Annotated in this window: 12 protein-coding genes; 7 read left to right on the top strand and 5 right to left on the bottom strand. The window is 60.5% G+C overall.

From position 1 onward, the window contains the following. Positions 1–33 precede the first annotated feature (33 nt). Entirely contained in the window at positions 34–975 is a 942-nt protein-coding gene (yedA, locus tag ACVVH8_RS25910) for a drug/metabolite exporter YedA (RefSeq protein WP_103303650.1), read from the top strand. A gap of 65 nt (positions 976–1040) precedes the next feature. After that, a complete protein-coding gene (locus ACVVH8_RS25905) occupies positions 1041–2378 on the top strand; it encodes a DEAD/DEAH box helicase (RefSeq protein WP_475227039.1) in 1338 nt (445 codons plus the stop codon). A gap of 105 nt (positions 2379–2483) precedes the next feature. Here the strand turns inward: ACVVH8_RS25905 and ACVVH8_RS25900 are convergent, their stop codons facing one another. Together ACVVH8_RS25900 and ACVVH8_RS25895 are read right to left on the bottom strand one after the other, a co-directional pair. Then, on the bottom strand, positions 2484–3722 hold the full coding sequence (locus ACVVH8_RS25900; RefSeq protein WP_213026654.1) for a TIGR03862 family flavoprotein: 1239 nt from the start codon (positions 3720–3722) through the stop codon (positions 2484–2486). A gap of 301 nt (positions 3723–4023) precedes the next feature. Then, positions 4024–4944 (bottom strand): histone deacetylase family protein, encoded by a 921-nt coding sequence (locus ACVVH8_RS25895; RefSeq protein WP_475227037.1) that lies wholly within the window; start codon positions 4942–4944, stop codon positions 4024–4026. 83 nt (positions 4945–5027) lie between these two features. Here ACVVH8_RS25895 and ACVVH8_RS25890 point away from each other — a divergent pair, with 83 nt between their 5' ends. The 3 genes from ACVVH8_RS25890 to ACVVH8_RS25880 all read left to right on the top strand — a co-directional run bounded on the left by ACVVH8_RS25890 (position 5028) and on the right by ACVVH8_RS25880 (position 7166). After that, positions 5028–5597, top strand: a complete 570-nt coding sequence (locus ACVVH8_RS25890; protein WP_475227034.1) for a GNAT family N-acetyltransferase — start codon at positions 5028–5030, stop codon at positions 5595–5597. 109 nt (positions 5598–5706) lie between these two features. Beyond that, a complete protein-coding gene (gene tesB, locus ACVVH8_RS25885) occupies positions 5707–6576 on the top strand; it encodes an acyl-CoA thioesterase II (protein WP_064589320.1) in 870 nt (289 codons plus the stop codon). Beyond that, positions 6573–7166, top strand: a complete 594-nt coding sequence (locus ACVVH8_RS25880; RefSeq protein ID WP_103303646.1) for an HAD family hydrolase — start codon at positions 6573–6575, stop codon at positions 7164–7166. Before tesB ends, ACVVH8_RS25880 begins: the two co-directional genes overlap by 4 nt. 139 nt (positions 7167–7305) lie before the next feature. Here the strand turns inward: ACVVH8_RS25880 and ACVVH8_RS25875 are convergent, their stop codons facing one another. Then, positions 7306–8259 (bottom strand): alpha/beta fold hydrolase, encoded by a 954-nt coding sequence (locus tag ACVVH8_RS25875; protein ID WP_475227032.1) that lies wholly within the window; start codon positions 8257–8259, stop codon positions 7306–7308. Further along, on the bottom strand, positions 8260–9147 hold the full coding sequence (gene ypfJ / locus ACVVH8_RS25870; protein WP_213026650.1) for a KPN_02809 family neutral zinc metallopeptidase: 888 nt from the start codon (positions 9145–9147) through the stop codon (positions 8260–8262). Positions 9148–9372: 225 nt separating this feature from the next. On the opposite strand from ypfJ, the gene ACVVH8_RS25865 reads away from it, so the two are divergent. Together ACVVH8_RS25865 and ACVVH8_RS25860 are read left to right on the top strand one after the other, a co-directional pair. After that, on the top strand, positions 9373–10149 hold the full coding sequence (locus ACVVH8_RS25865; RefSeq protein WP_213026649.1) for an IclR family transcriptional regulator: 777 nt from the start codon (positions 9373–9375) through the stop codon (positions 10147–10149). A gap of 158 nt (positions 10150–10307) precedes the next feature. Then, positions 10308–11186, top strand: a complete 879-nt coding sequence (locus ACVVH8_RS25860) for a DMT family transporter (RefSeq protein WP_103303642.1) — start codon at positions 10308–10310, stop codon at positions 11184–11186. Between the two features lie 126 nt (positions 11187–11312). On the opposite strand, the gene ACVVH8_RS25855 is transcribed toward ACVVH8_RS25860, so the two are convergent. After that, the gene (locus ACVVH8_RS25855) at positions 11313–12650 is read right to left on the bottom strand and encodes an MFS transporter (protein WP_103303641.1); all 1338 of its coding nucleotides are present in this window, start codon (positions 12648–12650) and stop codon (positions 11313–11315) included. Positions 12651–12782: the final 132 nt, after the last annotated feature.

Raw genomic sequence — 12782 nt, 5'->3', positions numbered from 1 at the left:
ATTCATCCGCTACCTCTGACATTCGAGCTGCCCATGCCTGCCTTGCGCCGTTTTTCCTTACCTCTGATCGCCGCGTTTTTTGCGTTGTATGTGATTTGGGGGTCGACCTATCTGGTGATCCGTATCGGCGTTGAGTACTGGCCGCCGCTGATGCTCGGCGGTGTGCGTTTCGTGATCGCGGGGACGTTGATGTATGCCTTCCTGCGCTGGCGCGGGGCACCGGCGCCGACTTGGGCACAGTGGAAAGCGGCGGGGATCATCGGGATTTTGCTGCTCAGTTTCGGTAACGGCGCGGTCAGTGTGGCCGAGCACACCGGGGTGGCGTCCGGCGTTGCGGCATTGGCAGTGGCGACGGTGCCGCTGTTCACGTTGCTCTGTGGCTATTTCTGGGGGGCGCGCAATACCCGCCTTGAATGGGCCGGGGTAGCGCTGGGGATCATCGGCATCGCCATGCTCAACATGGGCTCCAACCTGCAATCGAGTCCGATGGGCGCGGCGTTGCTGATTTTTGCGGCGGCGACCTGGGCGTTCGGTTCGGTGTGGAGCAAGCACTTGCCGTTGCCGCAAGGGGCGATGGCCAGTGCCGTGGAAATGCTGGTCGGCGGCGTGGCTCTGCTGATCGGCAGTGCGGTGAGTGGCGAACATCTGCAAGCCGTGCCGCCCGTAGAAGGCTGGCTGGCGCTGGCGTACCTGATCTTTTTCGGTTCGATCATCGCCTTCAATTCCTACATGTACTTGCTCAAGCACGTGCGTCCGGCGGCGGCGACCAGTTATGCCTACGTCAACCCGGCGGTGGCGGTGTTGCTGGGGATTGTGTTTGTCGGCGAGACCATCGGGATCGAAGAAGCACTGGCGATGCTGGTGATCATCAGCGCCGTGGTACTGATCGGTCTGCCACAGTGGCGGCGCCCGGCGCAGCCGCTCGTCGTGGAGCCGCCGAAGACAGCCATTCCGACTGAGCAGCGTGTGAATTAGGGTAAACTGCGCGCAATTGCATCCTTGTTTTGCGCAACCGCGCTGATTTTTCCTACGGTACTCCCATGACTTTCGCCTCCCTTGGCCTGATCGAACCCTTGCTGCGCTCCCTCGAGGCGCTCGGCTACCAGACCCCGACGCCGGTGCAGGCGCAAGCCATTCCGGCCGTTCTGGCCGGCCGTGACCTGATGGCAGCCGCCCAGACTGGCACTGGCAAGACCGCCGGTTTCGCTTTGCCGCTGTTGCAGTTGCTGACCATGGAAGGGCCGAAAGTCACAGCGAATTCGGCGCGTGCGCTGATTCTGGTGCCGACCCGCGAGCTGGCCGAGCAGGTTCATGAGTCTGTGCGCCAGTACGCCGAAAACCTGCCGCTGCGCACTTATGCGGTGTACGGCGGCGTCAGCATCAACCCACAGATGATGAAACTGCGCGGTGGCGTTGATGTGCTGGTCGCAACGCCCGGTCGCCTGATCGACCTGTTCCGCCAGAACGCGCTGAAACTCAATCAGTTGCAAACTCTGGTGCTGGATGAAGCCGATCGTATGCTCGACCTCGGTTTCTCCGAAGAACTGGCGAACATTTACCGCATGCTGCCGAAGAAGCGCCAGACCCTGCTGTTCTCGGCGACCTTCTCCGACGACATCCGCCTGCTGGCCGGGCAGATGCTCAACGATCCGCTGAGCATCGAAGTCAGCCCGCGCAACGTCGCCGCCAACACCGTCAAACAGTGGATCGTGACGGTGGACAAGAAGCGCAAGGCCGAACTGTTCGTGCACCTGATGCGCAAGAACAAGTGGAAGCAGGTGCTGGTGTTCGCCAAGACCCGCAACGGCGTCGATGCGTTGGTGGAAAAACTTCAGGGCCTGGGCGTGAACGCCGATGGCATCCACGGCGACAAACCGCAGGCAACCCGTCAGCGCGCACTGGATCGTTTCAAACTCAGTGAAGTGCAGATTCTGGTGGCTACCGACGTGGCGGCCCGTGGTCTGGACATCGAAGATTTGCCGCTGGTGGTCAACTTCGATCTGCCGATCGTGGCTGAGGATTACATTCACCGAATCGGCCGTACCGGTCGTGCGGGCGCAACCGGCGAGGCAATTTCGCTGGTGTGTGCCGATGAAGTGAATATGTTGTCGGCGATCGAGATGCTCACGCGCCAGACTTTGAAGCGCCAGAACGAGCCGGATTTCGAGCCCGAGCACCGCGTGCCGGACACCGATGCCAGCGGTCAGGTGATCAAGAAGCCGAAGAAACCGAAAAAGCCGAAAGCGTCGGGCGGTGGTGGCAAGCGCAATCTCGGCAAGTGGGTCGACAGTGGCGAGACGCAGGCGCCGGAGCCTTCGATCAAGCCAGTGCGCAAGGTGCCGGTATTCAACACCGGGCCGCGCAAGCGTAAACCTTAATATTCGCTGCACCTGTAAGGCCGCTATCGCGAGCAGGCTCACTCCTACATTGGAACGCATTCCCCTGTAGGAGTGAGCCTGCTCGCGAAGGGCACAACGCGGTCTTCAGTCCTTGCGCAACCACTCCAGCATCCCAAAACCCGCAGCCCGCCCGCTGGCAAAACATCCCGTCAGCAGATACCCGCCCGTCGGCGCTTCCCAATCCAGCATCTCACCCGCACAGAACACCCCCGGCAACGCCTTGAGCATCAATCGCTCATCCATCGCCTCGAACTTGACACCGCCGGCGCTGCTGATCGCCTCGTCCAGCGGCCGGGTTTTGATCAACGTCAGCGGCAACGCCTTGATTGCCCGAGCCAACAACGCTGGATCGGCAAAGGTCGCAGCGTCAGTGAGTTCACGCAACAGCGCGGCTTTCACCCCGTCAATCCCGACCTGACTGTGCAGATGCTTGGCCATCGAGCGCGAGCCACGCGGTTTGCTCAACGCAGCCTGCAATTTATCCACAGGTCGGCCCGGCAGCAGATCAATGTGAACAGTGGCTGAGCCATGCACATTGATCGCTTCGCGAATCGGTGCCGACAGCGCGTAGATCAAACTCCCTTCAATGCCGGTCGCGGTGATCACGCATTCGCCCAAGCGCGGAATGTCATCGTTCAAACCGATGGCGATATTTTTCAGCGGCGCGCCGGCGAATTTGCTCACGAGCAATTCGCTCCAGGCCTGCACTTCAAAGCCGCAATTACTAGGCTGCAACGGCGCCAGTCCTACGCCGCGCTGCTCCAGGGGCAGCATCCATGCGCCGTCCGAACCCAGCCGCGACCAACTGCCGCCGCCAAGGGCGAGCAGGGTGGCGTCCGGTTTGAGGGATATTTCGCCGTCGGGACTGGCGATGCGCAGTGCGCCGGTTTCATCCCAGCCGAGCCAGCGATGGCGGGTGTGGATAACCACGCCACTGTCGCGCAGGCGTTTGAGCCAGGCGCGCAGCAGCGGGGCGGCTTTCATGTCGGTGGGGAATACACGGCCGGAGCTGCCGATAAATGTCTCGATGCCCAGGTCGTGAATCCAGCGGCACAGTGCGTCGGCATCGAAGCCGCGCAGCAGCGGAGCAATGTGCGGGGCGCGTTCGGCGTAGCGTGAGAGAAAGGCCGGATAAGGTTCGGAGTGGGTGATGTTCATGCCGCCGACGCCAGCCAGCAGGAACTTGCGGCCCACCGAGGGCATACCGTCGTAGAGGTCAACGCGCACTCCGACCTGGCTCAGCACTTCGGCGGCCATCAGGCCGGCGGGGCCACCGCCGATAATGGCGATGTGAGCGGGGAGGGCGGCGGGAGTCTGGGTCATGGCGTGCGCTGCGGTCTGGCGGGATAAGGCGCGCATTCTAACAGCGCAAACCAATGTGAGAGATGGGAGATCCTTGTGGGAGCGAGCCTGCTCGCGAAAGCGCCAGGTCAGTCAGTTAAATCTTGAATGTCCGGACGCCTTCGCGAGCAGGCTCGCTCCCACCGGGGAATTTTCGTGCGATTCAATAACTGGTTGAAAATTGATCAGCGTGCTGCAGGCCATAGCCAGCATGGCCTGTAGTCCCTTTCGCTCAGGTTATCCACAGGCCGTTCCACAGCGATTGTGGGTAACGCAGCACAACTCAATGACAGCCGTGTGACTGCCACACCCGCTGCGCGCTGTGGTGAAGAATGCCGTGGCGGCGGGCGAGGGCGTGGCGGTCCTTGCTGTAACCGCCGCCAATGACGCCGACCACCGGGATATCGCGACCCAGGCAGTGGCGCATCACGCTTTCATCGCGGGCGGCAACGCCTTCATCGGTCAGTTGCAGATAACCGAGGGCGTCGTCCTTGTGCACATCGACGCCAGCGTCATATAGCACCAGATCCGGTTGATACAGCGGCAGTAAATAGTTGAGCGCGTCGTCCACCACGTTCAAGTATTCGGCGTCGCCCATGCCTTTGGGGAGCGGAATATCCCAATCGCTTTCGGCTTTGCGTGCAGGAAAATTCTTCTCGCAGTGCAGGGAAACGGTGATCGCCTCCGGGGTGTCGTGGAGGATCCGCGCAGTGCCGTCGCCCTGATGCACATCGCAATCGAAGATCAGCACCCGGTTCACCCGGCCGCTTTGCAGCAGATAGTGGCTGATGATCGCCAGGTCATTGAAGATGCAAAACCCGGCCGGGTAGTCGTAATGGGCGTGATGCGTGCCGCCCGCCAAGTGACAGGCCAAACCGTGCTCCAGGGCTTTTTCCGCCGCCAGTATCGAGCCGCCAACCGCGCGGACGGTACGCCGGGCCAATGCTTCGTTCCACGGCAGGCCGAGGCGCCGCTGGTCTTCGCGGGACAACTCGCCGCTCATGTAGCGCTCGATATAACGACGGTCATGGGCGAGGGCGAGGATGTCGTTGGGGCAGATTTCCGGGCGCAGCAACGCGGCGTCACTTGTCAGGCCGCTGTCGACCAGGTGATCGCGCAGCAAGCGGAACTTGTCCATGGGAAAGCGGTGATCCGCCGGGAATTCCGGGCTGTAGTCTTCGTGGTAGATCAGCGGCAGTGGCATGGTGATTTCATGTAGGAAACGTAGGAAAGAGTGAAGGATCCTACCAGCGATGTAGACTTGCGGCATGGAAACGGAGGGGCACGATGGAGCCGATACTGGAACTTGAAAGCGCACGCCTGCAGATGCGTCAGTGGCAGGACGAAGATTTGCCGGCATTTGCGGCGATGTGTGCCGATCCGCAGGTGATGCGCTACTTTCCCGCCCCGTTGAGTCGACTGGAAAGCGCCGCGTTGATCGGCCGTGTGCGTGGGCATTTTGCCGAGCACGGTTATGGCCTCTGGGCGCTGGAGCGCAAGGACAGCGGCGAGTTCATCGGTTTCACCGGCCTGGGCGTGGTCGGTTTCGATGCGCCGTTCACCCCGGCGGTGGAAATCGGCTGGCGTCTGGCCAAGGAACATTGGGGCCTCGGTTACGCCAGTGAAGCGGCCTGGACTGCTCTGCGTTGCGGCTTTGATCGGTTGGCGCTGAAGGAGATCGTGTCCTTCACCGCGCAAAGCAATCTGCCATCGGAAAAAGTCATGCAGGCAATCGGCATGCATCATGCGCCGGCTGATGACTTTGATCATCCGAAACTCGCCGTCGATCACCCGTTACGAAGACATGTGCTGTACCGCATCACCCGGGAGCAGTGGCTGCAAACCTTGCATGGATAAGCCGACACGGACGTTTACAATGGCCGCCAAATCATTGGCCCGCGCCAGAACCAGAATCGGCCGCCGCAGCCAAGACTGCGCGGCATTGCTTTGTGTGAGGAGAGTCTGAATGAGCCAAGTGTTGGAAGATCTGGTCGATTTGCTGACCCTGGAACCAATCGAAGAAAACCTGTTCCGTGGCCGCAGCCAGGACCTGGGGTTCCGTCAGTTGTTCGGTGGTCAGGTGCTCGGTCAGTCGCTATCGGCGGCCAGTCAGACAGTTGAGGAAGCCCGCCACGTGCATTCCATGCACGGCTATTTCCTGCGTCCGGGCGACGCGAAGTTGCCGGTGGTGTATTCGGTTGACCGCGTGCGTGACGGCGGCAGTTTCAGCACCCGTCGTGTGACGGCGATCCAGAAGGGGCATCCGATCTTCACCTGCAGCGCTTCGTTTCAATACGACGAAGAAGGCTTCGAGCATCAAAGCCAGATGCCGGTTGTGGTCGGCCCGGAAAACCTGCCGTCGGAGCTGGAACTGACCCAGCAACGCGCACACCTGATCCCCGAACACATGCGCGAAAAACTGCTGTGTCCGAAACCGATCGAAGTACGCCCGGTCACCGAAAAAGATCCCTACAACCCGCAGCCAGCGGACCCGGTGAAATACGTGTGGTTCCGCGCCGACGGCGCGCTGGCCGACATTCCGGCACTGCACAAATACCTGCTGGCTTACGCTTCGGATTTCGGTCTGTTGACCACGTCGATGCTGCCCCACGGCAAATCGGTCTGGCAGAAAGACATGCAAGTCGCCAGCCTCGACCACGCTCTGTGGTTCCACAACGATCTGCGCGCCGATGACTGGTTGCTCTACGCGATGGACAGTCCATGGGCCGGCAACTCTCGCGGTTTCTCCCGTGGCAGCGTGTACAACCGTGCCGGTCAACTGGTGGCATCGGTAACTCAGGAAGGTTTGATCCGGCATCGCAAGGATTGGGCATGAGCCTGGCCGAAGTTCGTCATTGGGTGTTCGACATGGACGGCACGCTGACCGTCGCCGTGCATGATTTTGCGGCGATCCGCGTGGCGCTGGCGATCCCGCCCGAGGATGACATCCTCACGCATCTTGCCGCCTTACCGGCGGATGAGTCCGCAGCGAAACATGCCTGGTTGCTGGAGCATGAGCGCGATCTGGCGCTGGGATCGAAACCGGCCGCCGGTGCGGTGGAACTGGTGCGTGACCTGCACTCGCGCGGGTATCGTCTCGGCATTCTGACGCGCAATGCCCGGGAGTTGGCGCACGTCACTCTTGAGGCCATCGGCCTCGCTGACTGCTTTGCGGTAGACGATGTGCTTGGGCGTGATGAAGCGCCGCCGAAACCGCATCCAGGTGGCTTGTTGAAACTGGCCGAGGCCTGGAAAGTGCCGGCCAGTGAGATGGTGATGGTTGGCGATTACCGCTTTGACCTGGATTGCGGGCGAGCGGCGGGGGCGCGGACGGTGCTGGTGAACCTGCCGGATAATCCGTGGCCGGAGCTGACGGATTGGCATGCGCAGGATTGTGTCGAGTTGCGGCGGATGCTTCTGGCCTGAAAACCTGTGTCGCCTGTGATTGCCCCATCGCTGGCAAGCCAGCTCCCACAGTATCTGCGTCGGATGCAATTCTGTACTCGCCTGAGAACCTGTGGGAGCTGGCTTGCCAGCGATGAGGCCGGTTCAGCCCCCACAAGACTTACTGTTCAAACAGAGCCTTTTGCCCCTCCGCCGAAGTCAACATCCCATCACCGTTATGCCCAACCCCGGGCACCTCGACCAACCGCTGATTCACCCCTTCCGGATGGCGACGCAGCAAATAGCCGAAGTACAGTTTGCCGCGTATCAAGCGGTAAGCGCCTTGGGCCTCGGCCTCACAGCCTTTGTCCAGCGCCGGATGTTGCGGGTCGATGTCCTGCTGCCCAAGCAGATAAATCACCTCGCGCTTGATGTAACTGCTTTCAAGCTGCAACGGCGTTTGCCCACCGGCATACACCGGCATGTCTGACAGCCCGTACTTCCAGCGATTGAAACCCACGCACTTGGCGTGATCGAACGCCACCGGCCGCTGCTCGTTGAAATAAGCGTAGGAGGAAGGATTGGCCACGATGTAACGCAGGCGAATGTTGTTGGCTTTCAGCGCAGGCTGGTCCTTGGCGAGCAGGGCATAACGCTGCACCACCTGGCCGCCGCCGGAGTGGCCGAAAATCACGATCTGCTTCACGTCCGGAAACTGTTTGCGATCACTGACCCGGGCGACGATCGCGTCGAGGGCCGCGTAAGAACTCAACGGATTCGGCCCTGTGGATAAACCACCGCCCATCCATTCGTTGCCTTTCCAGCGCAACAATGTCGAGGGGAGCGAGTACAGGGCCACATCACTTTCATTGAGGAACTGCGGCGCGATCACCAGCGTGTGCGCGGTTTGCCCAGCCAGCTCGGCGGCGCTCTCGGCGCTTTTGCGATAGGTCTCGGCGTTGCGCAAACGGCCATGAATGACGATCAGCACACGCTCGATTTTCTCTGGCGCCGGGCCGATGCCTACCGCCATTTCCCCGGCCTGCAGTTGCAAGCGGCCGGGACTGATCGCGTCGACGCCGGCCGCTTGTGCGGTGCTGCCAATGATCAGTAAAGCCAAAAGCCATTTATGCATTTACAGGTTTTTCGCCGCGAAGGTATCGCACTGGCCGACCTGGCCCTGCGCGAAGCCGGTTTTGAACCAGCGCACCCTTTGCGCCGACGTACCGTGGGTGAACGAGTCCGGTACCACACGGCCCTGACCCTGTTGCTGCAAACGATCATCACCGATGGCGTTGGCGGCGTTCAAGGCTTCTTCGATATCGCCGGGTTCCAGCCAGTTCAGACGCTTCTGCGCGTTGTAGGCCCAGACACCGGCCAGGCAATCGGCTTGCAGTTCTTGGCGCACCAGTAAGCCACCGTCACCTTCCATCTGCCGACCTTGCTGGCGGGCTGTCTGAATTTTCGCCGAGACACCGAGAAGCGTCTGCACATGGTGTCCGACTTCGTGAGCAATCACGTAGGCCTGAGCGAAATCGCCTGCGGCCTTGAAGCGTTGCGACATTTCCTGAAAGAACGCCATGTCCAGATAGACCTTCTGATCCGCCGGGCAGTAGAACGGCCCGGTGGCGGAGGTGGCCAGACCACAGGCGGAATTGACCCGGTTGCTGAACAGCACCAGGGTCGGATCCTTATATTGCCGGCCGGCCTGCTGGAAAATCGAACCCCAGGTGTCCTCGGTGTCGCCGAGGATCGAGCGGACAAACTCGGCTTGCTCATCATTGGCGGGAGGGGCCTGACGGGTTTGCGAAGAAGGCGCCGGTTGCTCGGACATTTGCCCCGTGAGCTGACCGAGAATTTGCAGAGGATCCTGCCCGGTGATCCAGCCGATGCCGACGATCAACAGGATCGCTCCAAGGCTCAGTCCCTTGCCGCCGCCAAACCGCATCCCGCCGCCGCCACCGCTATCATCGCCACGGGCATCGACGACGTTGTCACTGCGTCGGCCTTTTTTCCATAGCATGTGGGAATCCTCTATTTGTTGTGGTGATGAGTGTTGCTGGTGTGTGAGTGTGGCGCCAGTCCGGTCGTCCGTCTATTCGTACACTCGACTGGTCGACCGGTAAGAACCTGTAGTGCTCGGTGAATTCCATACAACAGAAGTTTTTTGTGAAGGGTCAGGCGGTTCCAGATTTCGATTTGTTCTGCGAATATTTTAGAATCCACGAAATTTCACTGGGATCACACCATGGCCGGCAGTCAAATCGAACGGGTTTTCAGCGTGCTCGAACACCTCACCAGTGATCCGCGCGGGTTAGCGTTGCAAACCCTGGCCGAGCAGATCGATATCCCGAAAAGTGCAACACACCGCTTGCTCGCAGAGCTGACCCGGCTGGGTTATGTCCGACAAAACCCGGACACCCTGCGTTATCACCTGTCGACCAAACTGGTGGCGATGGGCTTTCGTTACCTGTCGAGCAGTGGTGCCGACATCGTGCAACCGGTGCTTGATCGCTTGGCTCAGGAAACCGGGGAGCTGGTGCGTCTGGGCGTCATCGAAAGTGATCGCCAGACCTGGATTGCCAAGTCCCAGGGGGCGCGCACCGGGCTGCGCTATGACCCGGACATGGGGCGCGATGCGCCGCTGTTCTATACGGCGTCCGGGCATGCGTGGCTGGCGAGCATGAGCGACGCCGAAGCGTTGTCGCTGGTTGAGCGTCAGGCCGCCGCAGTGCCAGCCGATCTCGGGCCGAATGCGCCGCGTTCCAATATCGAATTGCTCGAGCGCCTGCGGCTGGCACGCGAACAGGGCTATGCCTGTGTCGAAGAAAGTTCGGCCGTCGGGACATCGGCGATTGCAGCGGTTGTGCGTCATCCTGCCGAGGGGCGGGTAATTGGTGTGTTGAGCATTGCCGGGCCCAGTGCACGAATGCCGGGGGCGAGACTGCACGAACTGGCGCCGTTGCTGCTGAAGTTTACTGAGGAGTTGTCTGCGGCGAGTCTGGCGTCCGAGTTGTTCGTCTAACCTGTTCGTTGAAGATTCGGTGGGCGTGGGCTCTACGAAAGAGAAAAATTGTGCGTTGATCGCACGCTTTTATGATTACGAGCTGTAAGAATCTGGAACCGGGTTCTAGATTGTTGCTTGAGGGCTTTCCTCGCTTCACTTTTCTTCAGAGATAATCGATGACCGTCAGCACCCCACTCTCCGGAGTCAATCAACCCTTCAAGGGGATTTTGCTGATTGTCGTGGCAACCTTCCTGTTTTCCAGCCATGACGCGCTGTCGAAGTACCTCTCGGGCTTCTATCCGATCGTGATGGTGGTGTGGGCGCGGTATGTGGTGCACACGTTGTTGATGGCGGGGATTTTTCTGCCGCAGTCCGGTCTGCGCGTCCTGCGTACAAAAAAGCCTTTGTGGCAGTTGCTCCGCGCACTTTGCCTGCTGGGCACCAGCCTGTTTTTCACTACGGCGCTGTTGTACATCCCGCTGGCAGAGGCCACGGCGGTGAACTTCCTGGCGCCGGTGCTGGTGACGGCGCTGTCGGTACCGTTGCTCAAGGAGCGGGTAACGCGTGGACAATGGGTTGCGGTGATTTGCGGCTTTGTCGGCGTGCTGATTATTGTCCACCCCGGCGGTGAACTGTTTACGCCGGCCGTGTTGCTGCCGTTCTGCTCGGCGTTGTTTTTCTGCTTCTACCAATTGCTGACACGCAAGCTCGCAGCAATCGACAGCCCGACCACCAGCAACTTCTTTGCCGGGTTGTGCAACACGTTGGTGATGAGCGCGCTGGTGCCGTTCTTCTGGCAGGTGCCGACCTTGACTCACGCCGGGCTGATGCTGGCGCTGGGCACTTGCGGGATGACCGCGCATTTGTTTCTGACTCAGGCGTTCCGCCACGCTGCGCCGGCATTGTTGGCGCCGTTCGGTTATTGCCAGATTGTGTTTGCGGGATTGTTGGGCTGGCTGCTGTTCAATCACACGCCGAGTCTGTTGACGGTGATCGGCATTGCGGTGATCTGTTGCAGCGGCCTGGCAGCGGCATGGCAGCAGAGCCGCCGCTGAAGCACCGCAACCCCCTGTAGGAGTGAGCCTGCTCGCGATGGCGGTCGGTCAGTCGATGACAATGTTGACTGATAAAAAGCCATCGCGAACAGGTTCACTCCTACAGGAGAGGCTGGTGTAGGCAGGTTACTCGGTGACGTTAGGAATCTTGCGCGGCGCCATGAAGTACATCCAGGTCAGTGCGAGGAAGTACATCGCCGGAATCAGCGTGAACAACACCGTGTAGTTGTTGTTGGTGACCGTCAGGATATGGCCGACGATCTGAGTCATGAACATCCCGCCGATCGCTGCGCACATGCCGCCAAAACCGAACACCGTGCTCATCATGTGCTTGGGCGTGTAGTCCATCACCAGGCTCCAGATGTTCGCCGTCCATGCCTGATGCGCACCGATCGCCAGCGAGATGGCAGCCACTGCGACCCACAGATTGGCGGAACCTGCGGCCATGACCACGCCGATGATGCAGCAGGCAAACAGGAACATTGACAGCAGGCGTGCCTTGATCGAGTTCATCCCGCGACCGATCAGGAACGACGACAGAATGCCGCCGCCCACGCTGCCGAAATCGGCGGTGACGTAGATGATGATCAGCGGGATGCCCATCTGGGTCACGTTGATGCCCAGGTTGTATTGCTGATTGAGGAACGGCGGCAGCCAGTACAGGTAGAACCAGAACACCGGCGCGGTCAGTGAGTAGGCGAGGGCGAAGGCCCAGGTGCCGCGCATACGGAGGATTTTCGAGAAGGGTACGCGGGCTTGCTCCGGTTCGACCTCTTGCTGGATGTAATCCAGTTCCGATTGTTTGACGCTCGGATGATCTTCCGGGTTGAAGTACTTCAGTCCCCAGAACAACAGCCAGATGCCGCCCAGCGCCGACATGCACAGGAACGCGGCCTGCCAGCCCCACACATGCAGTACCAGAGGCAACAGCATCGGCGTGAACATCGCACCGACGTTGGTCCCGGCGTTGAAGATGCCGGTGGCGACCGCACGTTCGCCAGCAGGGAACCACAGGCGCGTGGTTTTCACGCAAGCCGGGTAGTTAGCGGCTTCGGTCAGGCCGAGGATAAAGCGACAGACCATGAAGCCGACCGCCGAGGTCGCCAGACCGTGAGCGCCGGTCGCCAGGCTCCACAACAAGACTGCGCAGAAGAACACGCGTTTGACGCCGACCCGGTCGATCAACCGCCCTTGCAGCACGAAACCGATGGCGTAACCGACCTGAAACCAGAAATTGATGTTGGCGTAATCCATCGCCGTCCAGCTCATTTCCTTGGCGAGGATGGGCTGCATGACGCCGAGCGCGGCGCGGTCGATGTAGTTCAGAGTGGTGGCGAAAAACACCAGCGCCAGCATCCCCCATCGGGTTTTGCCGACCGCCATGGCGCCGCGGATCTTGTCGCCGATGCCACCCGTGGCAGTGCTCATGGCCGGAGCCATGCGGGAAGTCTGTGAAGGAATCATGTGTTCCACCCGTTTTTGGATTTTTTATTTGGTGTGCTTTTTTCTTGCACGCTGCGACCGGTGGTTCAGATCCGGACTCAATGTGCGGTCGATGTTGGGCAGTGGACAAAAAATCGTCAATTCGCCAAACCG

The sequence above is a fragment of the Pseudomonas trutticola BRTCR10 genome (assembly GCF_056155105.1).
The sequence above is the reverse complement of the archived record's forward strand: the minus strand, read 5'-3'. Positions and strand labels throughout refer to the sequence as shown.

Bases quoted from the DNA above. Each gene is read 5' to 3' on its own strand.
- yedA (WP_103303650.1), top strand. From the start codon at position 34: ATGCCTGCCTTGCGCCGTTTTTCCTTACCTCTGATCGCCGCGTTTTTT.
- ACVVH8_RS25905 (WP_475227039.1), top strand. From the start codon at position 1,041: ATGACTTTCGCCTCCCTTGGCCTGATCGAACCCTTGCTGCGCTCCCTC.
- ACVVH8_RS25900 (WP_213026654.1), bottom strand. From the start codon at position 3,722: ATGACCCAGACTCCCGCCGCCCTCCCCGCTCACATCGCCATTATCGGC.
- ACVVH8_RS25895 (WP_475227037.1), bottom strand. From the start codon at position 4,944: ATGCCACTGCCGCTGATCTACCACGAAGACTACAGCCCGGAATTCCCG.
- ACVVH8_RS25890 (WP_475227034.1), top strand. From the start codon at position 5,028: ATGGAGCCGATACTGGAACTTGAAAGCGCACGCCTGCAGATGCGTCAG.
- tesB (WP_064589320.1), top strand. From the start codon at position 5,707: ATGAGCCAAGTGTTGGAAGATCTGGTCGATTTGCTGACCCTGGAACCA.
- ACVVH8_RS25880 (WP_103303646.1), top strand. From the start codon at position 6,573: ATGAGCCTGGCCGAAGTTCGTCATTGGGTGTTCGACATGGACGGCACG.
- ACVVH8_RS25875 (WP_475227032.1), bottom strand. From the start codon at position 8,259: ATGCATAAATGGCTTTTGGCTTTACTGATCATTGGCAGCACCGCACAA.
- ypfJ (WP_213026650.1), bottom strand. From the start codon at position 9,147: ATGCTATGGAAAAAAGGCCGACGCAGTGACAACGTCGTCGATGCCCGT.
- ACVVH8_RS25865 (WP_213026649.1), top strand. From the start codon at position 9,373: ATGGCCGGCAGTCAAATCGAACGGGTTTTCAGCGTGCTCGAACACCTC.
- ACVVH8_RS25860 (WP_103303642.1), top strand. From the start codon at position 10,308: ATGACCGTCAGCACCCCACTCTCCGGAGTCAATCAACCCTTCAAGGGG.
- ACVVH8_RS25855 (WP_103303641.1), bottom strand. From the start codon at position 12,650: ATGATTCCTTCACAGACTTCCCGCATGGCTCCGGCCATGAGCACTGCC.